General features: G+C 61.1%; 26 protein-coding genes. 12 read left to right on the forward strand and 14 right to left on the reverse strand.

All coding sequences use genetic code 11. The features are described from left to right. Positions 1–126: 126 nt before the first annotated feature. From AC2D8V_RS04565 to AC2D8V_RS04575, 3 genes are all read left to right on the forward strand, one after another. Complete coding sequence (locus tag AC2D8V_RS04565; protein ID WP_484732656.1) at positions 127–888, forward strand: NAD kinase; 762 nt, start codon at positions 127–129, stop codon at positions 886–888. Beyond that, positions 885–2,129, forward strand: coding sequence for a Coenzyme F420 hydrogenase/dehydrogenase, beta subunit C-terminal domain (locus AC2D8V_RS04570; protein WP_484732330.1), 1,245 nt, complete (start codon positions 885–887; stop codon positions 2,127–2,129). The genes AC2D8V_RS04565 and AC2D8V_RS04570 overlap by 4 nt, the downstream gene beginning before the upstream one ends. A gap of 83 nt (positions 2,130–2,212) precedes the next feature. Then, positions 2,213–2,419: a CsbD family protein gene (locus tag AC2D8V_RS04575; RefSeq protein WP_484732331.1), complete on the forward strand. Its 207-nt coding sequence runs from the start codon at positions 2,213–2,215 to the stop codon at positions 2,417–2,419. Positions 2,420–2,521: 102 nt separating this feature from the next. Here AC2D8V_RS04575 and AC2D8V_RS04580 read toward each other — a convergent pair whose 3' ends face one another. From AC2D8V_RS04580 to AC2D8V_RS04615, 8 genes are all read right to left on the reverse strand, one after another. Beyond that, positions 2,522–3,085 (reverse strand): SCO family protein, encoded by a 564-nt coding sequence (locus tag AC2D8V_RS04580; protein ID WP_484732332.1) that lies wholly within the window; start codon positions 3,083–3,085, stop codon positions 2,522–2,524. Then, on the reverse strand, positions 3,085–3,648 hold the full coding sequence (locus tag AC2D8V_RS04585) for a hypothetical protein (protein WP_484732333.1): 564 nt from the start codon (positions 3,646–3,648) through the stop codon (positions 3,085–3,087). Before AC2D8V_RS04585 ends, AC2D8V_RS04580 begins: the two co-directional genes overlap by 1 nt. Then, the gene (locus tag AC2D8V_RS04590) at positions 3,645–4,100 is read right to left on the reverse strand and encodes a hypothetical protein (protein WP_484732334.1); all 456 of its coding nucleotides are present in this window, start codon (positions 4,098–4,100) and stop codon (positions 3,645–3,647) included. The genes AC2D8V_RS04585 and AC2D8V_RS04590 overlap by 4 nt, the downstream gene beginning before the upstream one ends. A 119-nt stretch (positions 4,101–4,219) precedes the next feature. Beyond that, entirely contained in the window at positions 4,220–5,461 is a 1,242-nt protein-coding gene (locus AC2D8V_RS04595) for an adenylate/guanylate cyclase domain-containing protein (RefSeq protein ID WP_484732335.1), read from the reverse strand. A gap of 23 nt (positions 5,462–5,484) precedes the next feature. Then, on the reverse strand, positions 5,485–7,380 hold the full coding sequence (locus tag AC2D8V_RS04600) for a propionyl-CoA synthetase (RefSeq protein ID WP_484732336.1): 1,896 nt from the start codon (positions 7,378–7,380) through the stop codon (positions 5,485–5,487). 213 nt (positions 7,381–7,593) lie between these two features. Beyond that, entirely contained in the window at positions 7,594–7,848 is a 255-nt protein-coding gene (locus AC2D8V_RS04605; RefSeq protein ID WP_484732337.1) for a hypothetical protein, read from the reverse strand. A 23-nt stretch (positions 7,849–7,871) separates the two neighbouring features. Further along, entirely contained in the window at positions 7,872–8,153 is a 282-nt protein-coding gene (locus AC2D8V_RS04610; protein WP_484732338.1) for a hypothetical protein, read from the reverse strand. Between the two features lie 101 nt (positions 8,154–8,254). Further along, the gene (locus tag AC2D8V_RS04615) at positions 8,255–10,528 is read right to left on the reverse strand and encodes an NADP-dependent malic enzyme (RefSeq protein WP_484732339.1); all 2,274 of its coding nucleotides are present in this window, start codon (positions 10,526–10,528) and stop codon (positions 8,255–8,257) included. A gap of 200 nt (positions 10,529–10,728) precedes the next feature. Between AC2D8V_RS04615 and AC2D8V_RS04620 the strand changes: the two genes are divergently transcribed. Next, a complete protein-coding gene (locus AC2D8V_RS04620; protein WP_484732340.1) occupies positions 10,729–11,820 on the forward strand; it encodes a cupin domain-containing protein in 1,092 nt (363 codons plus the stop codon). On the opposite strand, the gene AC2D8V_RS04625 is transcribed toward AC2D8V_RS04620, so the two are convergent. Continuing rightward, positions 11,817–12,035 (reverse strand): hypothetical protein, encoded by a 219-nt coding sequence (locus AC2D8V_RS04625; protein WP_484732341.1) that lies wholly within the window; start codon positions 12,033–12,035, stop codon positions 11,817–11,819. The genes AC2D8V_RS04620 and AC2D8V_RS04625 overlap by 4 nt on opposite strands. 88 nt (positions 12,036–12,123) lie before the next feature. Between AC2D8V_RS04625 and AC2D8V_RS04630 the strand changes: the two genes are divergently transcribed. The 5 genes from AC2D8V_RS04630 to AC2D8V_RS04650 all read left to right on the forward strand — a co-directional run bounded on the left by AC2D8V_RS04630 (position 12,124) and on the right by AC2D8V_RS04650 (position 16,437). Further along, entirely contained in the window at positions 12,124–12,519 is a 396-nt protein-coding gene (locus AC2D8V_RS04630) for a cytidine deaminase (RefSeq protein WP_484732342.1), read from the forward strand. Position 12,520: 1 nt separating this feature from the next. Beyond that, positions 12,521–13,831, forward strand: coding sequence for a thymidine phosphorylase (locus AC2D8V_RS04635; RefSeq protein WP_484732343.1), 1,311 nt, complete (start codon positions 12,521–12,523; stop codon positions 13,829–13,831). Then, a complete protein-coding gene (locus AC2D8V_RS04640) occupies positions 13,831–15,027 on the forward strand; it encodes a phosphopentomutase (RefSeq protein WP_484732344.1) in 1,197 nt (398 codons plus the stop codon). The genes AC2D8V_RS04635 and AC2D8V_RS04640 overlap by 1 nt, the downstream gene beginning before the upstream one ends. Before the next feature lie 96 nt (positions 15,028–15,123). Next, the gene (upp, locus tag AC2D8V_RS04645) at positions 15,124–15,759 is read left to right on the forward strand and encodes a uracil phosphoribosyltransferase (RefSeq protein WP_484732345.1); all 636 of its coding nucleotides are present in this window, start codon (positions 15,124–15,126) and stop codon (positions 15,757–15,759) included. 72 nt (positions 15,760–15,831) lie between these two features. Then, on the forward strand, positions 15,832–16,437 hold the full coding sequence (locus AC2D8V_RS04650) for a hypothetical protein (protein WP_484732346.1): 606 nt from the start codon (positions 15,832–15,834) through the stop codon (positions 16,435–16,437). A gap of 3 nt (positions 16,438–16,440) precedes the next feature. Here the strand turns inward: AC2D8V_RS04650 and AC2D8V_RS04655 are convergent, their stop codons facing one another. The 3 genes from AC2D8V_RS04655 to AC2D8V_RS04665 all read right to left on the reverse strand — a co-directional run bounded on the left by AC2D8V_RS04655 (position 16,441) and on the right by AC2D8V_RS04665 (position 19,935). Beyond that, positions 16,441–17,454, reverse strand: a complete 1,014-nt coding sequence (locus AC2D8V_RS04655; protein ID WP_484732347.1) for a M48 family metalloprotease — start codon at positions 17,452–17,454, stop codon at positions 16,441–16,443. A gap of 315 nt (positions 17,455–17,769) precedes the next feature. After that, complete coding sequence (locus tag AC2D8V_RS04660) at positions 17,770–18,213, reverse strand: MaoC family dehydratase (protein WP_484732348.1); 444 nt, start codon at positions 18,211–18,213, stop codon at positions 17,770–17,772. 96 nt (positions 18,214–18,309) lie between these two features. Continuing rightward, on the reverse strand, positions 18,310–19,935 hold the full coding sequence (locus AC2D8V_RS04665; RefSeq protein ID WP_484732349.1) for an AMP-binding protein: 1,626 nt from the start codon (positions 19,933–19,935) through the stop codon (positions 18,310–18,312). 103 nt (positions 19,936–20,038) lie between these two features. On the opposite strand from AC2D8V_RS04665, the gene AC2D8V_RS04670 reads away from it, so the two are divergent. From AC2D8V_RS04670 to AC2D8V_RS04680, 3 genes are all read left to right on the forward strand, one after another. Next, a complete protein-coding gene (locus tag AC2D8V_RS04670) occupies positions 20,039–20,695 on the forward strand; it encodes a sulfotransferase family 2 domain-containing protein (protein WP_484732350.1) in 657 nt (218 codons plus the stop codon). Positions 20,696–20,932: 237 nt separating this feature from the next. Then, positions 20,933–21,592, forward strand: a complete 660-nt coding sequence (locus AC2D8V_RS04675; RefSeq protein ID WP_484732351.1) for a Hint domain-containing protein — start codon at positions 20,933–20,935, stop codon at positions 21,590–21,592. A 162-nt stretch (positions 21,593–21,754) separates the two neighbouring features. After that, entirely contained in the window at positions 21,755–22,729 is a 975-nt protein-coding gene (locus AC2D8V_RS04680; RefSeq protein WP_484732352.1) for an ornithine cyclodeaminase family protein, read from the forward strand. Positions 22,730–22,747: 18 nt separating this feature from the next. On the opposite strand, the gene AC2D8V_RS04685 is transcribed toward AC2D8V_RS04680, so the two are convergent. Both AC2D8V_RS04685 and AC2D8V_RS04690 read right to left on the reverse strand, forming a co-directional pair. Then, on the reverse strand, positions 22,748–24,151 hold the full coding sequence (locus AC2D8V_RS04685; RefSeq protein WP_484732353.1) for an alpha/beta fold hydrolase: 1,404 nt from the start codon (positions 24,149–24,151) through the stop codon (positions 22,748–22,750). Between the two features lie 121 nt (positions 24,152–24,272). Further along, a complete protein-coding gene (locus AC2D8V_RS04690; protein WP_484732354.1) occupies positions 24,273–26,471 on the reverse strand; it encodes a 3-hydroxyacyl-CoA dehydrogenase NAD-binding domain-containing protein in 2,199 nt (732 codons plus the stop codon). Between the last annotated feature and the right edge of the window lie 18 nt (positions 26,472–26,489).

Genomic DNA, 26,489 nt, shown 5'->3' on the forward strand with positions numbered 1-26,489 from the left:
CGCAGCCGTTTGCGCCTGCTTGTAAGCGGCCCGGCCTTTGCCCGCAACTCCCTGCGTGCGCCGATACTGGTCAATCGTAAGGATATGTGTTTGTCTTTTGAACAAGACGTGCCCATCGGAAACATCATGCCGCAAAAGATCGCCTTTACCGCCAGCCACGCGGATATTGCCCAGACCGCCCGTGCCGCACTGGTCACCCGTTATGGCAACGTCGATGTGTCAGAGGCCGACGTTATCGTCGCGCTGGGCGGTGACGGCTTCATGCTGCAAACGCTGCACGCAACCCAACACCTAAACGCGCCCGTCTACGGCATGAACAGGGGCACCATCGGATTTCTGATGAACGCCTATGGTGAAAGCGATCTGCGCACCCGGCTCGCCGCGGCGGAGCTTGCCGAAATCAATCCGCTCAATATGACGGCCTATTCCGAGGACGGCACGACAACCAATGCCCTTGCGATCAACGAAGTCTCGCTGTTGCGATCCGGCCCGCAGGCGGCCAAGCTGAAAATTTCCATCGACGGGCGGCTGCGCATGGCAGAGCTTGTCTGCGATGGTGCGCTGGTGTGCACACCGGCAGGCTCTACGGCGTATAACTATTCGGCGCACGGACCGATCCTGCCCATCGGCTCGGGCGTGCTGGCGCTGACCGCGATGAGCGCGTTTCGCCCGCGGCGCTGGCGCGGGGCGCTGCTGCCACAAACCGCTACCGTGCGGATCGACGTGCTTGAACCCGAAAAGCGCCCTGTGATGGCAGAGGCCGACGCGCAGTCGGTTGTGGCCGTGACCGCGGTCGAGATACGGTCCGACCCCTCGGTGGTGCACCGCATCCTTTTTGATCCCGGCCACGGGCTGGAGGAAAGGCTGATCAACGAGCAGTTTACGTGACGGTCACGCCACGCCTGCGCCCGCCCGTGCCGCGCGGGCTGTGTACGGACTGCGGCCTGTCCCGGCTCAAAGATCCGACGGTTTGCGGCAAGGCGTGCCAGTTCATCGCCCCCGACTACCCGGCCATGGAAAAAGCAGTTCACGGTGCGGCGCGCAACACAGGCGACGCGCTGTTTTTTGGCCCGTTTCAGGCGATGTACCGCGCCCGCATGTCCGAACCAAGAAAAGGCGCGCAATGGACAGGCATAACGACTTCGCTGGCCGCGGACCTGCTGACGCGCGCGAAGGTGGACGCGGTCCTGACAATGCTGCCATCCAAGGACGATGTTTGGCGTCCCGAGCCGGCGCTGATCACCGATCCTGCCGATATGGCGCGCGCGCGCGGTATGCGTATGGGATACGCGCCGCTGCTGGCGCTGCTCGAAGAGGCCGCCGCACGCGGTTACAAGCGCCTCGCGGTGATTGGCATCCCCTGCCAGATTTATGCGTTGCGCCGCATAGAGGCGCAACTGGAGCTCGAACGGCTCTACGTCATCGGCACCCCCTGTTCGGACAATACGACCACCGAAAACTTTCACCAATTTCTCGCCTTGCTGGACGAAGCCCCCGAAAACATCACCTATCTGGAATTCCGCGCCGACTACCGGGTCGAATTGCGTTACGCGGACGGGCGCCGCCGTCTGATCCCGTTTCTAAGCCTGCCCATTTCCGATCTGCCCCGCGATTTCTTTCCGCTGACCTGCCGGACCTGTGTCGACTATACCAACGCTCTGGCCGACATCACGGTAGGCTACATGGGCGGCGAGGGCGCACAGTGGGTGATCGTGCGCAATGGCCGCGGTGCGGAGATGCTGGAGGGTCTGGACGGCCAGATCGTACTTGAAGCACCGGGAACGGGGGGCAAGCGCGCGAGCGCCGTCAAGGGCTTTGTTGCCAACACAGCACGTGCGGCAGGCGGGTTGCCCCTGCGCCGGATGCCCAACTGGGTCCGTCCGCTGGTCAGTTGGCTGCAGCCGCGGATCGGCCCGCGCGGGCTGGAATTCGCCCGGGCGCGCGTCGAGATGAAAGCCGCCGAAACCATCCTTCACCTGCGCCGCGAGGCACCCGCAAAGATGAAAAACATGATCCCGCAACATGTCTGGGCGATCGCGGCCCCCTACGCGTTGACACCACAGCCGGACGAAATCGCGGAAAACCGCGAAAAACCGCAAAAAACACCAAAAAAACCGGAACAATCCTAGCCGCGCCCGCGTTTGATACCCAAGAGCGCATGATGCGCATGTGCTTGGCTCAACTGAGACTGAAAAGACAAAGGAGAGACAAGATGAACTGGGACATTATCAAAGGTAACTGGTCGCAATTCAAAGGCGAAATGAAATCGGAGTGGGGCAAACTCACCGACGATGAGCTCGATCAGGCGGCAGGCGAACGTGAGCAGCTTTCCGGCCTCATTCAGGAACGCTATGGCATGGCCAAGGATGAAGCCGAACGCGAACTGGACAAGTTTGTGGCCCGCCACAAGGCAGCCTGACACGCCTGACGGCTTGGTCAATGAACAAAAGGGTGGCTCTCGCCAGAGCCGCCCTTTTTACACGCCGGGGGATTGGCGCACGTCTGGTTTTGCAGCGGATTGCTACCCGTTGTCCGGTGCCAGGTAGCCTTTGACGACTTTCGCGGTCTGATCGGTGTCCAGAACCGGTGGCAGTAGTGTCAGAACCGTACCGTCTGCGTCCAGCAGATGGACAAAGCTGCCATGCGCATAGACCCACCCGTGCTCTGGATCCTGAAACAGCGGCTCGATCTCCACCGAAAACGCATCATAGGCCTGCGCCAGCGCATCTTCGGAACCGGTCAGCCCCACAAAAGCGGGATGGATTTCGGCCAGCGGCGCGCCCATCGTCTCCACCCTGTCCTGATCCGGCGCCACAGTAATCATTACCGGCGTCACCGCGATGCCGTCTTCGGCCAGCGCATCGACAACGCCAGCCATGACGGGCAGGGCCGCCGAGCAGATGTTCAGGCAATTGGCATAGCCGAAAAACAGCAACTGAGCGCGTCCATCAGGGTCCTTTTCAGTCCGCACCTGCCCATTCTGATCAATCAGCCTGTAGGCACCGCCGATGTCAAAGGGCAAAGGTTCGCTGGCCTGCGCCAGACCGGCCAGAGCGCAGATCGCAAAAACCGCCGCCTTGCGCATCAAAAGTTTTCCTCTGCGTAGGTCTCGTCTGCCTCCAGCCCCAGACCCAGATAGCCTTCTTCTGCAATGATTGCATTGACGCGCGGGTCGCGGCGAAACCACGGGCCTTTGCCCTTGGCGTCCGGATGCCGCTGCGCCCACTTCTTGGTCCAGGTGTTCGCCTTGATCCAGTCTGCGCCCTCTGCCTTGATCCGCTGGACCAGATAGACGTTGTTGATGGGAAAGTCCTCGTCCACGATCATCAGCCCGTCAACTTCAACGATCTGGTTGCAAAACGGGGCCAACTCGCTGGCTGCACCGGTAAAGGCAGGCTGGCTGTTTTTCATCGGCAGGATCAGCTTGTTGTCGGCGCTGCGCAACAACCCGATCTGCCGGGTGCCGCCACCACAATCCTCGGCGCACTCTCCGGTGATCTCGCACAGCATGTCGACGACCTTGGCCTCGAACCGCGCAGGCACCTCGCCGTAAAGGTTCCATGTCTTCGCTTCGGAGTTCTCAGAAAAATCTTGCGCAGCAAGCGGGCCGGCGATCAGCGCCAGTGCAAAACTCAGACGTCTCATCATTTCGGCTCCGGGAAAGAGAAGGGCGGCACGGTGCCGTAGTCCTCATGGGTCATTTGCGTGATGTCCATATCGCTCACCACGCTGTTCACGACGATATAGTTCAGCCCGTCGCGTTCGTAGAACATTCCGTCCGCCGTGACAGTATGCGCCGCCAGTTTCAACTGGGTGTCCCCCCCGGCAGAATTCGCATCCTGCGCAATCTTGAGGATCATGTAGACGGTGCCGTCTTCAGTCAAAAGCCCCACGGGAATGCCCCCTGCCGAACACCACAACGCGCAGGTATGATGCGCCGAGCCGACCACCGCATCCGGCCCGCCCATGACACCAGAATAGTAACACCACGTGTCGATGATTTCGCCGGTAACCTCGATCCGGGTGCCTTCAGCGGCCAGCGCGCTTGCGGGCAACCCCGCTGCCAGCACGGGCAGAAAAGCAAAAAAACGTTTGAACATGTAAACCTCCGTTGACGCGCCAATCGTTGCCGCCGCGTCACTGTGGGTCAATGAAAAACACTGTGGCGCCCGATCACTTTTTCGGTGTTGGGTGTAAGTGTCTGTAAGTAGATGATTGTTCAGAGACTTTCGGGCTCGTCGAGTGTGAACAACTCTTGCCGTTCTGCGACACCCCGCAGCCGGTACTGCCCCAGAGATACAAGCTCTGACCGGGTTTTCAGCAGCGGGCGAGCGACATTTGCCGAGATAACGATTGACTGGTCCACATGCGCACACATGCCTGACAAGCGTGCGGCTGTGTTCACCGCTGGCCCGATCACCGTGAAATCCAGCCGCGACGCGCCGCCAATGTTTCCGTAAAGAACCTCGCCCCGGTGTAGCGCAAGCGTAAAACCCGTTGTGCGCAACCCCTCGCGCTGGCGCGCCACGTTCAGGGCGTCGATCGCGCCGCGCAAATCCGCTGTTGCATCAAGCGCCGAGAGGTTGGCGTCTTTGCATTTTTCCACGTTGAAGATCGCGAGCATGCCGTCGCCCATGAACTTCAGAACATTTCCGCCATGGCTTTGCACAACACGCACCGCCACTTCAAAGTACGCATTCAGCATGTCGATGACCTCGCGGCCCGACAACGCTTCGGAAAGCTTGGTAAATCCGGACAGATCAAAGTAGCAGATGACCGCATCAATGCCCTGCACCGACCCGCGTTGAATATCGCCCGACAATACCCGCGCGCCCGCATCGCGCCCCAGATATGTGCTCGAAACGCCCTCGGCCATCTGCCGGTTGGCGTTGCTTTTGATCGCGAGCAGCAACAGCGGCAAAACTTCCCGCACGCCGCTGATATGCCACTCTTCCAAGCCGTCTTCCGCGTCGGACAACACCGAAAAGATGCAGCCTACCTCAGGATCGTCCGGATCGGTGGAGACAGAGCCCTCAACTTTGGTGAAAAACGTCTTGAAGGCGATGTAATCTGTACCGCCCAGTTCTCTGAAGTCCTGAAAGACAGGAAACTCCCGTGGCTTCGACGGCTCCGCCAGCAGTTGCCGGTATTCCGTCAATTCGCTCTCAAGCAGATAGTAAAACGGGCTTTCGACAAAGTCGCGGCTTGGTTCGGTCTCATGCTCGAAACTTGTCGACTGCAACCCGTCCGAGCGTCGCCACATGTGCAGAAAGGCACCGAATTCCGGGTGCAATGCACGCAAGGTAATCTGCAGCCGCAGGATCGGCACACCTGCTGCGTTCATCCCCTCGCCAAAGGCTTGCAGCAATTGATCTGACGGAACCCCTTCCAGTCCCATGGCCACAATCCGTTGACCCAGAGCCGCCAGCCTCGAATCTGTGGGCGGTTCCGGGTCGATCATGGCGATGTCCTTGTGCAGCGGTATCAGCTGCCCTGAGCGTACCCTATTTTTTGCAAGGCTTCACGGATTTCATCAAGGATCGCCGGATCATCGATGGTCGCAGGCATCTTGAATTCCTGATTATCCGCGATCTTGACCACCGTGCCGCGCAGGATCTTGCCCGAACGTGTCTTTGGCAGACGATCCACGACGACCGCAGACTTGAACGCGGCCACAGGCCCGATTTTTTCGCGGACAAGTTTGACGCACTCTGTCGTGATCTCGTCGTGCGGGCGGTTCACGCCGGTGGTCAGGCATAACAGGCCAAGCGGTGACTGCCCTTTGAGGGTGTCGCTGACGCCGACGACGGCACACTCGGCAACATCTGGGTGGGCTGCCAGCACTTCTTCCATGGCGCCGGTAGACAACCGGTGGCCCGCGACATTGATCACGTCATCCGTGCGCGCCATGATATAGAGGTACCCGTCCTCGTCGATCATGCCGGCGTCACCCGTTTCGTAATAGCCGGGGAAGGTCGTCAGATAGCTCTTTTTAAACCGGTCCGTCGCATTCCAAAGGGTTGGCAGGGTGCCGGGCGGCAGCGGCAGCTTCACCGCGATCGCCCCCAACTCGCCCGCCGCCATCGGGTGGCCCGCCTCGTCGAGGATCTGCACGTCATAGCCTGGCATGGCGACTGTCGGAGAGCCGATCTTGACGGGCAGTGCTTCCAGCCCGGCGGGATTGCCCGCGATGGTGTATCCCGTTTCTGTCTGCCACCAGTGGTCATAGACAGGCACACCCAGTATTTTGCCCGCCCATTCGATGGTGTCGGGATCCGCCCGCTCGCCCGCGAGATAAAGCGCACGCAGGCATGAAAGGTCGTATTTCTCGCGGTACGCGCCCTTCGGGTCCTCGCGTTTAACCGCACGGATCGCCGTCGGTGCGGTGAAAAAGCTGCGCACATTATGCTCGGAAATGACCCGCCAGAATGTCCCTGCATCGGGCGTGCCCACGGGCTTGCCCTCAAAGACGATGGTGGTGTTTCCGTGGATGAGCGGGCCGTAGCAGATATAGCTGTGCCCGACGACCCAGCCGACATCAGAGGCTGCCCAGAAAACATCGCCGGGATCCACCTGATAGATGTTTTTCATCGTCCAGTTCAGCGCCACGAGGTGGCCGCCAGTCGGCCGTACCACCCCCTTGGGCGCGCCAGTCGTGCCGGAGGTATAAAGGATATAGGCTGGGTGGTTGCCCTCAACTGGTACGCAATCTGCGGGGGGTACACCCTCTTGTGCCGCGTGCCAGTCGAGATCGCGGCCGGGGATCAGTGCCGCCGGTTCCTGCTCGCGTTGCAGAATGATGCAAACATCCGGCTTGTGCTCGGCCAGCTCTATCGCACCGTCCAGCAGCGGCTTGTATTTCACCACGCGGCCGGGCTCAACGCCGCAGGAGGCGGCGAGGATTGCCTTGGGCGAACAATCGTCGATCCGCACCGCCAGTTCGTTTGCCGCAAAACCGCCAAAGACGACGGAGTGCACAGCGCCAATGCGCGCGCAGGCCAGCATCGCTTCAAGCGCTTCGGGCACCATCGGCATGTAGATGATCACCCTGTCGCCCTTGGTGACGCCCTGTGCGACCAATGCACCGGCAAGCTTGGCAACCCGCGTTTGCAGCTCGGCATAGGTGAGGCGCGACTTGCTGCCTGTGATGGGGCTGTCATAGATGATCGCGTCCTGATCGCCACGTCCGCGTTCAACGTGGCGGTCTACCGCGTTGTAGCATCCGTTGACCATGCCATCGGAAAACCACTCATAAAGGCTGTCGCCTTTTTCAAAAAGCGCCTTGGATGGTGCGCGATCCCAGTCAATCGCTTCTGCCGCCTGCATCCAATAGCTCTCGGGATCTTCCAGCGATGCCTTGTAAACGTCCGCATATTTCATTTGAGTGTCCTCCGTCCTTGGCAATGGTGTTACGCAGCGATGCGCCACCTCGCAAGTGTTCTGACGGGACGAACGTGGGCACTGCGACAAATCGCTTTGCAAAATTTGCAATGCCGGGGTGTGAAATTTGCAAAGTTCCGGATAATTTGCAACGCAGAGCAAACATTCGCAAAATTTGCAAATTTTACCGGTTGAAAAGCCCGTCGGCGCGACTCAGTCGCGTTGCGGCTGTGACCGCGCTTCGCGGACGGCCGCCTCGCAATCGCCCGGGCTGTCTGGCCGACAGGTCACCCTGCGCTGCCGGACAACCGCGGCGGTATGCTGGTAGGTGCGCCCGTTTTGCGAAATTTCCTGGGTTTCCAGCGTGTATGCACGCCCGTCGACCATGATCGTGCTACGGCTGGTCGATTCGACCGTGCCGCAAGCGGCAAGGCCGCACAGCACACAAGTGCGCGCGATCCAAGCCACCAGACGCTTTTCAGACGGCTTTATCAGAACGTACCTCCGAAGAACCGCTCATTCACAAGACGCTGCGCGGTAAGCTCGCAATCTCGTGGGCTATCCACGCGGCAGACTGCCTGCCGTCCGCGATAGACAACAAACGAACGCTCGAACGTCCCGCTGTCGCCCTGCACGGTTTGCGTCACGATATCGTAGGGTTCACCCTTGTAATAACCGCTATCCAACTGCGCTGGAACGCGTTGTTCGCTGATGACCTCACCGCAGCCTGCCAGCAGAACCGCCCCGATGATTAAACAGTTTCTCAGATTCATGGATGACCCCTTTACCTTCGCCAACAGACTGTGTTTTTGCCGTTCGCCTACCTGATATTAAGCCAGTCCTGCGCGATGCACAGCTTTTTTTGCAAGTCGCTTCAGCCGTAGTGTGCCACGGGCGTGCCTGCGATGGCCGACATATTGAGCAATCCGCGCGCGGTAATCGAAGGCGACACGATATGCGCGCGGTTCCCCATGCCCATCAGGATCGGACCGACTTCAAGACCACCGCCCTTCATCTTCAGGATGTTTCGTACGCCCGAGGCCGCATCGGCATGGGCAAAGATCAGCACATTTGCCGCCCCTTCCATCCTGTTCGACGGCAGAATGCGGGCGCGGAGTTCCGGGTCAAGCGCGGTGTCGATATTCATCTCGCCCTCATAGCAGAAATCGTGGCCGGCCTCGTCAAGCAGCTTGAGCGCGCCGCGCAACCGGCCACCGGTACCTTCGCCCTTGTTGCCGAACTGGCTTTGCGAACAGAAGGCGATTTTTGGCTCCAGACCGAAACGGCGCACATGGCGCGCCGCACCGATGGCGATATCGGCGATCTCTTCGGGGGTGGGATGCAGGTGGACCTGCGTGTCTGCGACAAAGAGCGGCCCGTCCTCAAGGATCATCATCGATAGCGCGCCGACAGGGCGCAGCCCGTCACGTCCGAGGATCTGGTTGATGTAATTCAGATGCCACGAGAACTCTCCGAACGTGCCGCAGATCAAACTGTCGGCTTCTTCGCGATGCACCATCACTGCACCAATCGCCGTCGTGTTGGTGCGCATGATCGCCCGCGCAAGATCGGGCGTCACACCGCGGCGGCACATCAGCCTGTGATAACTCTCCCAGTAGTCGCGGTAACGCGGGTCATTCTCGGGGTTGACCAGATCGACATCGCTGCCAAGTTTTATGGTCAGCCCTGCCTTTTGCAGGCGCATCTCGATGACCTCGGGACGCCCAATGAGGATCGGCCGCTCGGTCGTTTCTTCCAGCATCGCCTGACTGGCGCGCAAAACCCGCTCGTCCTCGCCCTCGGCAAAGACGATCCGGCGCGGCGAACTGCGCGCGGCCTGAAAAACAGGACGCATCAGCAGCGCCGATTTAAAGACCGACCCGTCCAGTTTTTGACGGTAGGCAGTCAGATCGTCGATCGGGCGCGTGGCAACGCCGGTTTGCATCGCGGCCTCGGCCACCGCCGATGACACCACGCCGACGAGCCGTGGATCGAACGGTTTGGGGATCAGGTAGTCAGCGCCAAAGGTCAGCTGCTCGCCCTGATAGGCGGCTGCGGCCTCGGCGGATGTGGTGGCGCGGGCCAGCGCCGCAATCCCGTCGATACAGGCAAGCTGCATCTCGTCATTGATTGCTGTGGCACCCACATCCAATGCGCCGCGAAAGATAAACGGAAAGCACAAAACATTGTTCACCTGATTTGGAAAATCAGAGCGTCCGGTCGCAATGATGGCGTCGGGGGCCACCTCGCGTACCAGATCAGGCAGGATTTCGGGGGTAGGGTTGGCCAGCGCAAAGATTATGGGTTTGTCTGCCATGCGCGATACCATCTCGGGCTTCAGCACGCCCGGACCCGACAGCCCCAGAAAGAGATCGGCCCCATCGATGACGTCATCCAGCGAGCGTTTGTCCGAGACCTGCGCAAACTCGGCCTTGGACGGGTTCATGTCTTCGGTGCGGCCCTCGTAGACCAGACCATGGATGTCGCAGAGCCAGATGTTTTCGCGTCTCACACCCAGTTTCAACAGCATGTTGAGGCAGGCAATGCCCGCAGCCCCGCCACCGGTCGAGACGATCTTGATGTCCTCAAAGCTTTTACCAGCCACATGCAGCGCATTTTTGGCAGCCGCGCCGACCACGATGGCCGTACCGTGCTGGTCGTCGTGAAACACAGGGATATTCATCCGTTCGCGGCAGATGCGTTCCACAACAAAACAGTCAGGGGCCTTGATGTCCTCCAGATTTATCGCCCCGAAACTCGGCTCAAGCGCGCAGACGATGTCAGCCAGCTTTTCGGGGTCACTTTCGTTCACCTCGATGTCGAAACAGTCGATGGAGGCAAATTTCTTGAACAAGACAGCCTTGCCTTCCATCACCGGTTTGGAGGCCAGTGCGCCGATATTGCCCAGTCCCAGCACCGCCGAGCCGTTGGAGACGACGGCAACGAGGTTGCCGCGCGCCGTGTATCTTGCCGCCGTGCTCGGGTCGTCTTTGATTTCAAGGCAGGCTTCGGCGACGCCAGGGGAATAGGCGCGCGCCAGATCACGTCCATTGGCCAAGGGCTTTGTTGCGCGGATTTCCAGCTTTCCGGGCTTTGGAAATTCGTGATAATCCAGCGCCGCTTGCCGCAGATTTGGCGTGTCTGACATGTGATGTCCCCTGTGAAGTCAAATATAGTTTAACGTTAAACCATTATGGTGTCGACGCGGTGTCTGATTGCACCTGATCGCAGGGCGTGTCCACCCCGTCGTTGATTTGCAAAATGACTTTGGCCAGCTTAATCATCAGAGCAAGAATTGCGACCCTTTAGTTTTCATGCTGAAAACGGGCCGCGTCGAGGAGCCAGCAAATGACCGACATCAGGGCCGAAGTGCGCTTGCCAACGCAGGAATTGCGCGACGATATTCCGTTTTTTACCAAAGTGTTGGGGATGCGGATGGATATGATCTATCCGGCTGACGACCCGTCCGTCGCGGTCTTTTCGGGCCACGGGCTGCGGGTGCGGGTCGACAAGGATGCGACAGAGCCACCCGGCACGCTGCGGATACTGACCGAGGACGTCGCGGGGTTTGCAAAGGGCGAAACGGCGTTGCAGGCCCCCAATGGCACACGTATCGAAATTGCCCCGTTGAACGAACCATTGCAGATGCCGCAGACGGTCCACAGCTTTGTGGTGCGGCGGCTGGCGGATCAGGCGCCATGGGTGATCGGTCGTGCCGGAATGCATTACCGCGACCTGATCCCCGACCGGCTTGGCGGGTCGATCATCGCCAGCCACATTCGCATTCCCGACGGTGGCCCGGTGCCGGATATGGTGCATTACCACACCGTCGGGTTCCAGTTGATCTTTTGTTACCGCGGGTGGGTCGATCTGGTCTATGAGGATCAGGGCGAACCGTTCCGTCTGCACGCGGGAAACTGCGTGATCCAGCCCCCGCAGATCCGCCACCGGGTGCTATATGCCTCGGACAATATCGAGGTCATCGAAATCGGTGTGCCGGCAGAGCATGTCACGACCATTGACCACGAGATGACCCTGCCGAACGGTCTGGCTCGGCCCGAGCGCCGTTTTGACGGCCAGCGGTTCGTACATCACAAGGCTGAAACGGCGGTTTGGGCACCGTTTCGTGTGCCGGGGTATCAAAGCCGCGATACGCTGATCTCTGACAACACCCAAGGCGTGGCGGGCGTGCATGTCGTGCGCCCCGGTCGCGGTGATCCGGCGTGGACACGTCATAACAGCGATATCCTGTTCACATTCGTGATGGAGGGCAGCATGCGGCTCGAAGGTGAGGGGCGCGAGCCCTTCGCTCTGGGTGCCGGAGACGCCTTTGTCATCCCACCCGGAATGGCCACGCGCTATGCCGAACCCAGTGCCGATCTGGAACTATTGGAGGTGTCGCTGCCCGGTGTCTTTAAAACCGAGCCTGCCGACCCCTAATCGGTTGCGCTGACGTCGTATTTCTCTTCCAGCAGTGCTATGCGCGCGCGCGCCTGTGCTTCGGTCAGCGCCCCGTCAAAGGGCTCGCCCACCTTGTCGCAGAGCGCGCGCAGAATCGTGGCGGTCTGGTTGCTCACGGGCTCGTCGTGCTCGGGCGTGTGCAGATCGACCGCCTGAGGCCCTGCGATGATGTCGTTTTGAGGTGTTTTGGTCATCGTAAAACTCCGGTAACGTGTCACGTAAAGCAAACGCACAGGCCGGTGGCGCGGTTCCATCCGGTGCGATCACAACAGCGGAGACGACATGTCAGCAGACCTCAAAACAGCCGCCACGGCGGTGCGTGAAAACGCCCATGCGCCGTATTCCAATTTCAAGGTGGGCGCGGCCATCCGTGCCGCCTCGGGAACGGTCTATGTCGGTTGCAATGTCGAAAATGTGGCGTACCCCGAAGGAACCTGTGCCGAAGCCGGAGCGATTGCCGCGATGGTGGCAGCGGGCGAAACCCGTCTGACCGAAGCCTACGTGATTGCGGGCTCGCCCATGCCGGTGACCCCCTGCGGCGGCTGCCGTCAAAAGCTGGCCGAGTTCGCGGATGCCGGGGCATCGGTGATCATGGCGACAACGGGCGGTGTGGAACAGATCACGACCGTGGGCGATCTGCTGCCGGGCGTTTTTTCTGCAGCGCATATGGAGCCCTGAGATGGCCGACGCGCGGTCTGTTCTGGCGCGGTTACGCCATGCCCAACCGCTGAGCACAGAGGATCTGGCGTGGGTGGCAGGCGCTTTGGCTGACGGGCAGATCAGCGATGCGCAGGCCGGCGCCTTTGCCATGGGAGTTTGCGCACGCGGGCTGGGGACCCAAGGCCGGGTCGCACTCACACTTGCGATGCGTGACAGCGGTCAGGTGCTCGGCTGGGATGTGCCGGGGCCGGTGCTCGACAAGCACTCCACAGGGGGTGTCGGGGACTGTGTGTCGCTTCTGCTGGCGCCCGCGCTGGCGGCCTGCGGTGCTTTCGTGCCCATGATTTCGGGGCGAGGGCTGGGGCACACCGGCGGCACGCTGGACAAGCTGGATGCAATTCCGGGGCTGGTCACGCAACTGGACGAGACGCGCTTTCGTGCCGTCGTCGCAGAGGCGGGCTGCGCCATTGTCAGTGCCAGCGCCGATATCGCCCCTGCGGACAAGCGCCTTTACGCCGTGCGCGATGTGACCTCCACAGTTGACAGTCTTGATCTGATCACCGCCTCGATCCTGTCCAAAAAACTGGCAGGCGGGCTTGAAGGGCTGGTGCTGGATGTCAAGGTGGGCAGTGGCGCGTTCATGAAGCAGATCGGCGATGCCCGCGCACTGGCCGAGGCTTTGGTGCAGACGGCGAATGCTGCGGGGTGCAAAACCTCGGCCCTGATTAGCGACATGAGCCAGCCGCTGGCGCCAAGTCTAGGCAATGCGCTTGAGGTGGCCGAGGTGATGGCCGTGCTCACCGATGCGCCGCGCGGCCCGCTGGTCGAGATTTCCGCCGCTCTTGGCGGGGTTCTTCTGGCCAACGCGGGCCTTGCGGACGATGTGCAGGCCGGCGCCGACGCGATCGCGTCAGCCGTGCGCGACGGTCGTGCGGCAGAGCGGTTTGGCCGGATGGTTGCGGCCATGGGCGGTCCGGTGCAATTCGTCGATAACTGGCGTCGGTTCCTGCCCGAGGCGACCGTCATCCGTGAGGTGACGGCGCGAGAGGACGGATTTGTCAGCGCGATTGACGGCGAGGCGCTTGGCTTGGCGGTGGTGGCGCTCGGCGGCGGGCGCCGTGTCGAAAGCGATACCGTCGATCCGGCGGTGGGTATCGCGCGGGTCGCGCGTCTGGGTAACCCGGTGCGCAAGGGCCAGCCGCTTGCTGTCGTGCATGCCGCACGCCCTGACGCGGCTGATCGGGCCGCGCGCGCGGTGCGCGAGGCCATTACCCTGACACCTGACGCGCCTGCCGCAGCCGCCGATCTAATACTGGAAAGGATAGGCTGATGACCCGCGCATTTCTGGTCGTGATGGATTCCGTGGGCATCGGCGGCGCACCGGATGCGCAAGACTACTTCAACGGCAACGTGCCGGATACGGGCGCCAACACGCTGGGGCACATCGCGCGGGCCTGCGCGCTGGGCACGGCAAACAAGGGCCGGCTCGGCCCGCTGGACGTGCCCGTGCTGGACGGCCTTGGGCTGGGACGCGCAGCGCAGCTTGCCAGCGGCAAACCCGCGCCGGGGCTGGGGCGTGAGCCAACCGGCTACTGGGGGGCCGCGACCGAGGTGTCACGCGGCAAGGATACCCCGTCGGGCCACTGGGAACTGGCAGGTGTGCCGGTGCCGTGGGACTGGCACTACTTCCCCGACACAGACCCCGCCTTTCCCGAAGAAATCGTCCGGGCCGTCTGCGCGGCGGCAGGATGTGACGGTATTTTGGGAAATTGCCATGCCTCGGGCACTGCAATTATCGAAAAGCACGGGCTTGAGCACATAAGCAGCGGCTGGCCGATCTGTTACACCTCGGCGGATTCCGTGTTCCAGATCGCCGCGCATGAACAAAGCTTTGGGCTTGATCGCTTGCTGGCCCTGTGTGCGGATATGGCCCCCTTGCTGCACGAAATGAAAGTCGGTCGCGTGATTGCCCGCCCCTTTATCGGCAGCACACCGCAGGATTTTCAGCGCACAGGCAACCGCAAGGATTTTGCCATCGCGCCGCCTGCGCCGGTGCTGACCAACTGGGTGCAGGATGCTGGCGGCAAGGTGCATGCCATTGGCAAGATCGGCGACATCTTTTCGATGCAGGGCATCGATGACGTCCGCAAGGGCAGCGATGCCGAACTGATGGCTTATCTCGACGAGGCCGTGGACCAAGCCGAAGACGGCAGCCTGACATTCGCGAATTTCGTCGAGTTTGACAGCCTTTACGGTCACCGGCGCGATGTCGCGGGGTATGCCCGCGCGCTGGAGTGGTTCGACCGCGCGATAGGGCAGATACTGCCGAAACTGCACAGCGGTGATTTGCTGGTGATCACTGCGGACCATGGAAATGATCCGACTTGGGAAGGCACCGATCATACACGCGAACGCGTGCCGGTGTTGGCCTGCGGGATCGGGTGCGGCGCGTTGGGCCACATCGGCTTTCGCGATGTGGCGTCACTCGTGGCCCGGCACCTGAATGTGCCGGTCCCGCGCAATTGATCCGACCCGCGTTTTTGGCGGGGCACTTGCCATGGCGGGTTGCGGCGCCCCTGCCCAAACCGCTACATCGGTCTTAGTAAAACGCGAGGGGCACTCATGTCTGATCACCACCTTACCATCGTCGATCACCCGCTTGTTCAGCACAAGCTCACCATCATGCGGGACAAAAGCACGCCCACTGCCGTGTTTCGCCAGTTGCTGCGAGAGATCAGCCAGCTTCTGGCCTATGAGGTTACCCGCGGTCTGCCGATGACCACCAAAAGCATCGAGACGCCGATGCAGCAGATGGACGCGCCGACGCTTGATGGCAAGAAACTCGCGCTCATTTCGATCCTGCGCGCGGGCAACGGGCTGCTGGACGGGGTGCTGGAACTGATCCCGTCTGCCCGTGTCGGTTTTGTGGGCCTTTACAGGGACGAAGAGACCCTGAAACCCGTGCAGTATTACTTCAAGGTGCCCGAAGCGCTGGAAGACCGGCTGGTCATCGCGGTGGACCCGATGCTGGCAACCGGCAACTCATCGGTGGCGGCGATCGATCTGCTCAAGAAGTCAGGCGCCACGAACATCCGTTTCCTGTGCCTTCTGGCCGCGCCCGAGGGCGTCGCGCGGATGAAGCAGGCGCACCCTGACGTGCCGATCGTGACTGCGGCGCTGGATGAAAAGCTCAACGATATCGGATATATCGTTCCCGGACTCGGCGATGCCGGCGACCGGATGTTCGGAACGAAATAAGCGCGCCGCCACCGCTTTCGGTTGCCAGTGCTGCAGCTTTCAGGCACGGTACCGGCACATCTTGTGGGGGCAATGATGCACAGAAATCGAAGCTTTTCTGCCGTGGTCGCGGCGCTTGTTGCGGCAGTGCTGTGCGCACCGGTGGCGGCGCAATCTCAGTTGCGGCCACCAGCAGAGGTGCCGCCTGCAAGTTATGCAGGTGCGCAGTATGTAGACAGCCGTGGGTGCGTCTATATCCGCGCCGGTAACGCGGGGCAGACCAACTGGGTGCCGCGGGTCACGCGTGACCGTAAACCGGTATGCGGGTTCCAGCCGACGCTGGCTGCCGCGACAGCACCGCAGCGATCCGCCGCCCCCGCGCCCGAAGTGGTCGAAATCGGCGCGTCCACGCCCGCGCGCCCAACGGTCACACCGCCGGTTCGGGCAGGGGTGGGCACTGTTTTTACCGCGGAGACGGCCTCGGCAAAGGGCGTCGGGCCACGCACCCGTGTTCTGCCGCGCCACCTTTATGAGCAGCGCAGCGCGCTGCCGCCCGTGGCGGTGCCCAAGGGCTACCGCTCGGCGTGGGACGATGACCGCCTGAACCCGCAGCGGGCAGAGCAGTCACTGCAGGGGCTTGGCGCAATGCGTCAGGTGTGGACCTCGACGGTGCCACGGCGCCTGCGTGAAGAACGCTAGTCCTCAGCCGCCGCAGATATTCTGAAGCCGCAACCAGTCGGCATCGCTCAACACCATCACCGGCTCGCGTCCGGCCATCGGGTCTCCCTCGATCAGCGGCAGCACGGTTTCGCCCGTCACATCGCGCGCGTAGGCATAGGCGGTTGATCGGATGTCCCGCGCTTCAAAGGCCTGTAACAGTGCATCTGTCGGGGCGGGTGCGCGCGCGTCGGTCAAAAGCACCTGCGCATAACGGTCGAGTGTGTCACTACGGAATTCGCCCGTGGTCAGAAGCTGAAAGTTGGCCAGCGTGCCGACCCGTTCAAGCATTTGCCGCAACGGGTCATCCGCACGTGCGCCGACCTCAGCGGCAAGCACGTAACCGGCGACGACATCCGGTTCTTCGAAATCCTCAACCAGCGCACGGTCCAGCAAAATGGTGCCGCCGGGCAGTGCAAGGCTGCTGTCGATCGCATCCGGGACCACCTGCAACGGCCCGGTGCCGAGCCGCGCACGCAGCTTGCGCAGTGCCGCAAACCCCGCCGGGGCGGTGCAGGCCGGTCCGGTCATCCGTTGCAGCCGGTCACTCAGAGCAGCACCGATTTCGGCACGTTTGACCTGCGGGACAACCTTCATCGTATGTGACACCAGCGCGCCGGGCAGCCACAAGAACGCGAGTGCTGCCACCAGACCGACAGAGACAAGCACGCCGGCCCAACGCAGACGACCCGGCTTGGGCCGGCTCCGGTCAATCGCGCGGCGCAGCTTCTCGATGGAATCGATCATATGCGCTTCGTCTTCGGCGAACTCAAGCGTCTCGCCCGCGTCGCCATCGGGATGAAAGATTGCCGGGCGTTTGCCGGGATTGGCACGCACCACCGCTGCCAGCGACCAATGGGTGATCGCGCGGTCCTGCATGTCGGAAATCACCAGTGTGGCATCGCCGATTGAGACGATAACCTCGCGCCGTTGGTCGTCGGGGTGCGCGCGCCAAAGCGCGGCACCTTCAAGACGGGCGTATTTTGTCAGGGCGACCATGCGGTGCGGAACTGCTCTTATCGCTGTTGCTTGCCGCGAAATTAACACGCCCGCCCGACGAACTAAAGCACCAGCACACAGGCCCCGCTACAGGCTGCATCGCCTGGCAGGGTCACGGGTAAAAAAGGGGAATGCATCAGGGTGGCAGGCCTGCCGGAATACCAGATGACCGGACCCGGCGTGTCAGACCGGACCCCGAAAGACTGCGCAAGGATGCGCCATCTGTCCTGATCGCGCCCGAGGTAGCAGACGCGGTGAGATCTCGCTCAAACCATTAGCAGGCAGAGCTAAAGCCTTCGTCACCCATGCGTACGCTTATGCCGGCGGCCGCCGCCGCAGGATGTGCGTGGCCTGATACTGTGCCACCAGTTCGCCGGACTGGTTGAAAACGTCATTGCGGATGTCAACAATCCCGCGATCGGGTTTCGACTGTGATGCCCGCGCCGACATCACCTCTGCGCTGACCCGTATGGTATCATCGACATAGACAGGTTTGAGCCAGAGCAATTCCTTGATGCCCGGCCCGCCCATCGAACTTTCCGCCCAGGTTTCGGCCTCCACCGTCAGCCGGAAGGCCGCAAGCAAAGTATGAAACCCCGAAGCGATCAGTGCGCCATAGGGCGACGTTTTTGCCGCCTCTTCATCCAGGTGAAAGGGTTGCGGATCCCATTCTTGCGCAAATGCCTTGATGGCGTCGGCGCTTAACTGATGTGCGCCGGTGTCAAACTTGTACCCCACAGGCAGATCATCGAAATACATCGGATCCCTCCCTCGTTTGTTCCGACCGCAGGGTACCGTGTTTCAGCAGGGCGTCAAAGCGGGCACTTCGCGTCGCAAGCACCCGGGCCGGCGGCGCTACATCTCGCGTGCGCGTTTGCGCAATTCGAATTTCTGGATCTTGCCAGTCGAGGTTTTGGGCAGTTCCTGAAACACCACCTGCTTGGGCGACTTGAACCCGGCAAGCGTCTCGCGGGAAAAGGCGATCAGCCCGGCCTCATCCACAGTGGCCCCCGGTTTCAACTCTACAAAGGCACATGGCACCTCGCCCCATTTCTCATCCGGCTTGGCAACCACAGCCGCCAGCATCACGTCGTCATGCCCCATCAGCACGCCTTCGACTTCAACAGACGAGATGTTTTCGCCCCCGGAAATGATGATGTCCTTGGCCCGGTCTGCGATTTGCATGTAGCCGTCATCATGCTGCACCGCGATATCGCCGGAATGGAAATAGCCGCCCGCAAAGGCTTCCTGCGTGGCCTGCGGGTTCTTGTAATATCCCTTCATTACCGAGTTGCCGCGCACCATGATTTCGCCTTGCGTGGTACCATCCCGCGGAACCTGCTGCATTTTATCGTCCAGCACGGTGATATGTTCCATCATCGGAAAGGCGACGCCCTGCCGTGCCTTGATCGCGGCGCGTGCCGCCTCGTCCAGCGTATCCCAGTCAGCAGCACGCCACAGGCACTCGGTGACGTGGCCGTAGGTCTCTGTCAGCCCGTAGACCTGCGTGACGTTGAAGCCTAGCTTTTCTATCTTGGCTAGCGTCGCCGGGGCAGGGGGCGCGCCTGCTGTAAAGACTTCGACCTGATGATCGAACGCGCGTCGTTCGTCATCGCCTGCGTTCACCAGCATGTTCAGCACGATAGGTGCGCCGCCAAAATGGCTGACCTTTTCGTCTGCGATGGCGTCGTAGATCGGTTTGGCGGCAATGTCGCGGCAACAGACCAGCGTGCCGCCGACCAGCGGCATCATCCACGCGTGGTTCCAGCCGTTGCAGTGAAACAGTGGCACGATCTGCATGAATGTCGGATGCAGGACCATGCGCCATGAGATCACCGTTCCCATGGTCATTAGGTAAGCGCCCCGGTGATGATAAACCACGCCCTTGGGGCGCCCGGTGGTGCCCGACGTATAATTCAGCGCAAGGCTTTCCCACTCGTCTTTTGGCATGATCCAGTCGAAATGCGGGTCGCCCTGCGCCAGCATCTGCTCGTATTGCATATGCCGTCCCGACGCGGAAAGCCCCGCGACCGGGTCAGGGACCTCGACGATCTTGGGCGCGGGGTCGAGCCCCTCGCAGGCAGCTTCCGCCAGTTCCAGAAACTGGGTATCGACCAGTGCCATCTTGGCTTCGCCATGGGCAAAGATGTAGCGGACCGTGTCGACATCGAGGCGCGTGTTGATGGTGTTGAGCACCGCCCCGCAGGCAGGCACGCCGAAATGCGCCTCGACCTGAGCGGGCACATTGGGCAGCAGTGTCGCAACCACATCACCCGGACCGACACCTGCTGCCGCCAGCGTCGATGCCAGCCGCGACGCGCGGGCGTGCAACTCGGCATATGTCAGGCGCGTTGAGCCATAGACCAGCGCCTCGTGCCCGGCAAAGACATCGCGCGCACGGGCCAGATGCGACAGAGGCGTCAGCGGCACATGGTTGGCCGGGCACTTGTCCAGCCCCGTCTCATCGCTCATCCATCCCATCTGCTCACTCCCTTTTCACTTTCCGCAGCGCGCATCAGGATAATATGAATAACGAGATTGAAAAGCGTAATGTAAGACATTTGCCGATGCGGCGGGCCAAGACATGATCATTTCACACGGGCGCAGGTACGTCTTTGTCCATATTCCGAAAACAGCAGGCACCTCGCTGGCGCTTGCGCTGGAAGATCGCGCCATGCGTGATGATCTCCTGATCGGAGACACCCCCAAGGCACAGCGTCGCAAAAAACGCCTGCGTGATCTGGCGCCGGCGGGGCGGCTCTGGAAACACAGCACGCTGGCCGACATTGACGGGATACTCACGCCACAGGAACTGGCCGACATGTTCACCTTTACGCTGGTGCGCAACCCGTGGGACAGGGCGGTGAGCTACTATCACTGGCTGCGCGCGCAACACTTTTCCCATCCGGCCGTCGATCTGGCGCGGCGCGCCGACTTCGAAGGTTTCTGGTCCGACGCAAGCCAGCAGCGCGCCTTTGCCGCCTTGCCCGCCGCGCAGTACATGCGCGATGTCACCGGACAAGAAAGATGCTCTCTTTATATCCGGGTCGAGCATTTTGCGCAGGACGCCGCACCGCTTTTCGAACACCTCGGCTTTGACTTTGCGCTACCGCAGAGCAACGCCTCTGACCGCAACCGCGCCTACCAAAGCTACTACTCGGACAGGTTCAAAGACCTGATTGGAGAGATTTGTGCGCCCGACATTGCCCGTTTCGGCTACCGGTTTGAGGCACAAAAGTGATTCTTTTTTGGTGAAATTCGTGAGTTTTCGCCGCGTTGCCGCCTTGGTCCGGTCACGATTTATCCCTCCTTTGGCATCAGTGCGCTGCAAAGCGTGTCATTACCCCGCTGATGCGAGACAATGCCTTGCTTCGGCCCCATTGGCGGCAAAAGGCAGCCTTTGTTCTGGCCATCTTTGAACATGTCGCAGTTTTGTCGAAATGCCTCTGGGGAGGGGCAGGACGGAAAGGATCGGGAAATGAACGCAATGAACACGAACTTGGACGGGTTGCCCTTTATGGGGCGGGCAGTGGCAACGATTGTCGAGCCGCAGTCACGCCGAGGCATCGCCCGTGGAACGCTCATTGTTGCAGAGGATGGTATGCGTCCAGTCGAGACGCTGGAGGTGGGCGACAGCGTGCGCACCTTCGACAATGGCTGGCAGCCCATTTTAGAAATCCACCGCACCGTTCTGAAAACGGATCCGCAAGACGACGTGGATACTCCCTTACCAATGACCATTCCGGCAGGCACTCTGGGCAATGCCCGGGCGATCACCGTCATGCCGGATCAGGGGTTGATGGTGGGGAGTGAAAACGCCTGTGATGTCATGGGCGATCCGTTTGCCGTGGTGCCGGTGCAAGCCTTGGAGGGACTTTGCGGGATCTGTCGCAGCGCACCCGCCCGGCAAACGGAACTATTCGTGCTGGTCTTTGCCAGCGAAGAGGTCGTCTATTCCGACGGCGGGCAGCTCCTGCATTTTGATCGCGTGCACCCGGATCGGACTTGCGCATGTTACGACGTAAAGTCGGTGAGCGAGGCGCGCGCAATGCTGACTGACCTCGATCTGGCTGAACTGGTGCTCGAAGACGAGCGCAATGAGGTGTTGTCCCGCGGGCGAATGGCCCGCGTTGCTTGAGAAGGGCGCAGGCAAAAACCGAAACAAGAGCAGATGCTGAGCAGCATGTGAAAAGAGGGGCCTTCGGGCCCCTCTTTGTCGTCTTGGCAGCGCGTCTCATTTCTCGGGACAATGGCGACACGGGGCGCTAGGTTTGCGGGCGCAGGCCGGAGGGAGCACGCGATGAGCACATTGGTCGTCACCGAAGCAGAGCTGCGGTCTTGCCTGCCGCTCGACATGCAGTCGCTGGATGCCGTGGAACACGCTTTCAACTGGATTGCCGAGGGCAGGGTCACCATGCCCCCCGTGATGCACATCGATGTGGACGCGGACAGCGCGGTGGATATCAAAGGTGCCTTCGTCGAGGGTGTCGCGCATCTTGCCGTTAAAATCGCCACCGGATTTGTGCGCAATCCGGATGCAGGGCTGCCAAGCTCGGGCAGCGCCATTGCGCTGATCAATGCGGCTAACGGGCTGTTCGACGGGATGTTTCTCGACAATGGCTACCTGATGGATCTGCGCACCGGGCTCGCGGGAGGTGTGGCGGCGAGGTATCTGGCGCCGGCGGACGTCAACACCGTCGGTGTTGTGGGGACCGGCGCGCAGGCTCGCTATCAGATCGAAAGCCTTGCACTGGTGCGGCCTTTCAAGCGCCTGCTCGTCTTCGGGCGCAACCCGGCGCGTCTGACGCGGTACTGCACGGACATGAGTGCAAAACTGGGGGTTCCGGTGGAACCGGCGCCAAGCCTTGAGGCACTGACGCGGGCATCGCAGGTGATTGTGACCACCACCCACGCCACAACACCCCTGATCCGCGCAGAGTGGGTGCAGCCGGGGACGCATATCACCGCCATGGGATCGGACCTGCCGGGCAAGCAAGAGATTGAACCGGCGATACTGCACCGCGCCGATCAGGTGGTGTGCGACACGATTGCGCAATGCCGGATCGGCGGGGAGTTGCAACATGTCGCGGAAAGCGCGTTGCACCGACCGGTCACAGAGCTTGGCACCTATACATCGGGCCGCGAAAGGCTGGAGCGCACGGCCGATACGGTGACACTCTGCGATCTCACCGGAACCGGTGCACAGGACACGGCCATTGGCGTTGCAGCCTTTGCCCGGATCAAGGCGGCTGGCTTGGGCACCGCGATCGATTAGGGGCGGCCGCCCGCGGCCTTATGTGACAGGGGCCAGAAACTGCGCCACTTCGGACAGAAAACGCCGCAAGCTCGGGTCAGCAGAGAGCATGACGTGATTGCGGCCATCAAGGGGGATAAACCGCGCGTCAGGAATGCTGGCAGCCATGCGTCGTCCCTCCTCAAAAGGCGCGCGCGCATCTTCGCGTACATGAAAAACCAGCGTTTGGGCCTGCACGTCCCGCAACTCGGAAGAGATATCAATGCTGTCGATGGCCAACTGGATGGCGGCGGCATTCTTTGGCGGTGTCGCGCTGCGCTGCAAATGCGTGAAAGTTGACAATTGGTCGATATTGGCATCGGGCATGAAAAACGCGCCGAACATGCGCACGTAGGCATCAATGTCCTTGCCCCAGCCTTCTTTGATCATGGTAATGAAGGCATCACTTTCCGCGATTTCGCCCTGCGATCCGCGCATCCGCCGCCCCCGCGCATACCCGCCGCACAGCACAAGCTTGTCCACCCGCTCGGGGTATCGCGCGGCAAAGGCTGCCGCTACCGCTGCGCCTTGCGACTGACCGACCAGCGACGCTTTTTCAATTCCCAGATCGTCGAGCACGGCCATAAGGTCGGTGACCGAGGCGTCCAGCGTGAAATCCTCGATATCACGTTCGGACAACCCGCTGCCCCGCGCATCGTAGCGGATCACCTGATGCTGCGGAGACAGCAGGCGGATCAGTTCGCGACGCATCGGGATCGACAGATCGAGTTCAAGATGGGTCAGCCAGTTCGACACAGATACCACAGGCGGCCCCTGACCGATGACGGTATAGGCCAGTTGCACACCGTCTGGAGTGGTGCAAAAACGGATGTCCTGCGCAATGTCGAAAGACGCGTTTTGCGGCGCATCTGCTGCATCTTTGCGCGCGCGGGAGAGCGCGAAAACATGAACCGGGTCTGGCAGGTTCTTGACCTGACACAAGCCAAGATCAGTCAGGTCAAACGACGCGCTGCCCTTGAGGTGTTCGCGCAGGTTGCCGGAAATGCAGATCGATCCGGGCTCGGCCAGACTTTCCATACGGGCCGCGATATTGACACCGTTCCCGAAAAGGTCCGCGCCATCGACAATCACTTCGCCAAGGCTGATCCCGATCCGCATCTGGATCGGTGCGCCAGAGGCGCTCTGTCCGCGCAGGGCATCCTGCAGGTCCAGCGCGCATTCGACCGCGCCGTTGACGCTGGAAAATTCCACAAGGGCGCCGTCGCCCATCACCTTGAAAATCCGTCCGCCATGCCGCTTCACAGCGGGTTTGAAATGATCCGCCATGACGGTTTTCAGCCGCTCAAAGGTGCCGGCTTCGTCCTGCGCCATAAGGCGCGAATAACCGGCGATGTCCGCCGCCAGAATTGCGGCGAGTTTTGTTTTGCGCGACTGGTCTTTCACAATGCCCCTGCGTCTACTGTTACCGGTTCACAGTAAGAGGCATGTCACGGCCTGTCCACTTGGCCTTTAGACAAAGAAAAAGGGGCCGGCGGCCCCTTTTCCAAGTCGATGTCACGCCGGGTTACGCAGCTTTGGCTTGCGGGCCAAAGCGGCCGTAAAAGCTGTCGCCGTTTTCGGCCATGTCGCGCAGCAGTTTGGGGCAACTGAACCGCTCGCCAAAGGCTGCTGTCAGCTCGTCGCAACGCTCTGCCGCATAGGCGGAACCCAGCATATCGAACCAGCTGAGCGGGCCGCCGGACCACGGTGCAAAACCCCAGCCGAGGATCGCGCCGACGTCCCCTTCGCGAATGTCCATCAGCACGCCTTCTTCCAACGCGCGGACCGCTTCGAGGGTTTGGGCAAAGAGCAGGCGGTGCTGCACGTCGATCAGGTCAGGCTGGTCCTCTTTTGGCGGATACTGCGTGCGCAGACCTTCCCACAGACCCTGGCGTTTGCCTTTCTCGTCGTAGGCATAGAACCCCGCGTTTGCCTTGCGACCCAGACGGCCTTCGCCTTCGAGCCAGAAGATCACCTCGTCCGCGAAATCGTCATAGGCGTCGCCCATGCCTTCCTTGGTCGCACGGGCAATCTTGGCCCCAAGATCGATGGATGTTTCATCGGTCAGTTGCAGCGGGCCGAGTGGCATGCCGACAAGCTTGGCCGCGTTCTCGATAAGCGCAGGCTCAACCCCTTCTTTCAGCATCCGCACACCCTCATTCACGTAAGGCAGGATGCAGCGGTTGGCGTAGAAGAAACGCGCGTCGTTCACAACAATCGGCGTCTTGCGGATCTGGCGCACGAAGTCGAGCGCCTTGGCCACGGCAACGTCGCCGGTTTCTTTGCCCTTGATGATCTCTACCAGCAGCATCTTCTCAACGGGCGAGAAGAAGTGAATGCCGATAAATTGGTCCGGACGGCTCGACGCCTTGGCCAGACCGGTGATCGGCAGGGTGGAGGTGTTGGAAGCAAAGATGCAATCCTTGGGGATCACTGCCTCCACCTTTTGGGTCATCTCGGCCTTTACCTTGGGGTCCTCAAACACCGCTTCAATGATCAGGTCACAGTCTTTGAGCGCGTCAAGATCCGTGGTGGCTGTGATCAGGCTGAGCAACTGCTCTTTCTTCTCGGGTGTCGTCTTTCGCCGCGCGATGCCCTTGTCAGCAAATTTGGCAGTGTAATCCTTGCCGCGGTCGGCAGCTTCCTGCGTCTGGTCGATCAGCACGACCTCGATACCCGCCTGTGCGGATACAAGGCTGATACCAGCCCCCATCATACCGGCGCCCAGAACACCCAGCTTTTTGACTTTCTGGTCAGGCACATCTGCGGGGCGCACAGCACCTTTTTCCAACGCTTCCTTGTTAACAAAGAGCGAGCGGATCATCGCAGAGGAGGACGGGTTCATCAGCACGTTGGTGAACCAGCGGGCTTCGATCTTGAGCGCTGTGTCAAAGGGCACCAGCGCGCCTTCGTAGACCGCCGAGAGCAGCGCCTTGGCTGCGGGGTAAACGCCTTGCGTCTTGCCGTTGACCATGGCGGACGCGCCAACGAAGGTCATGAAACCGGCAGGGTGGTAGGGCGCGCCACCGGGCATTTTGTACCCCTTGGCATCCCATACCTTGACCAGATCGGCATCCTTTGCGTTCAGTACCCATTCGCGAGCGTCAGCCATCGGGTCGTCCGACACTTCGTCGATGAGGCCTGCCGCCTTGGCCTTGGCCGGATCCACCAGCTTGCCTTCGAGCAGGAAGGGCGAGGCCGCCATGGCCCCCATCTTACGGGTAAGACGGGTGGTGCCGCCGGCACCGGGGAAGATGCCGACCATGATTTCCGGCAGGCCGATCTTGGCCTTGGGATTGTTGGCCGCAAAGATACGGTGGCACGACAGCGGAATTTCCAGCCCGATGCCCAGCCCGGTGCCGGGCATGACGCAGGCCACGGGCTTGCCGCCCTTCTGGGTTTTCGGGTCCATGCCCGCCAGTTCGATTTTGCGCATGATGCGGTGCGCGTTCATGATGCCGTCAAACAGGCCTTTGGCAGGATTGTCGCCTGCCATTTCCTTCATCTTGGCAATCACGTTGAGGTCCATGCCACCGGCAAAGCTGCCGGGTTTGCCGGAGGTCAGGATCACACTCTTGACCGCGTCGTCGGCAAAAGCGTCGTCAAACAGACCCTCGAGCACGTCCCACGCCTCAAGCGTCATGACGTTCATCGATTTGCCCACCGTGTCCCAAGTGATCGTGGCGATACCGTCGCCGTCTTTTGTCATTGTAAAATCAGTCATTTCTCGTCTCCGTCGTCG

It is taken from the genome of Roseobacter sp. YIN89, from assembly GCF_057219365.1.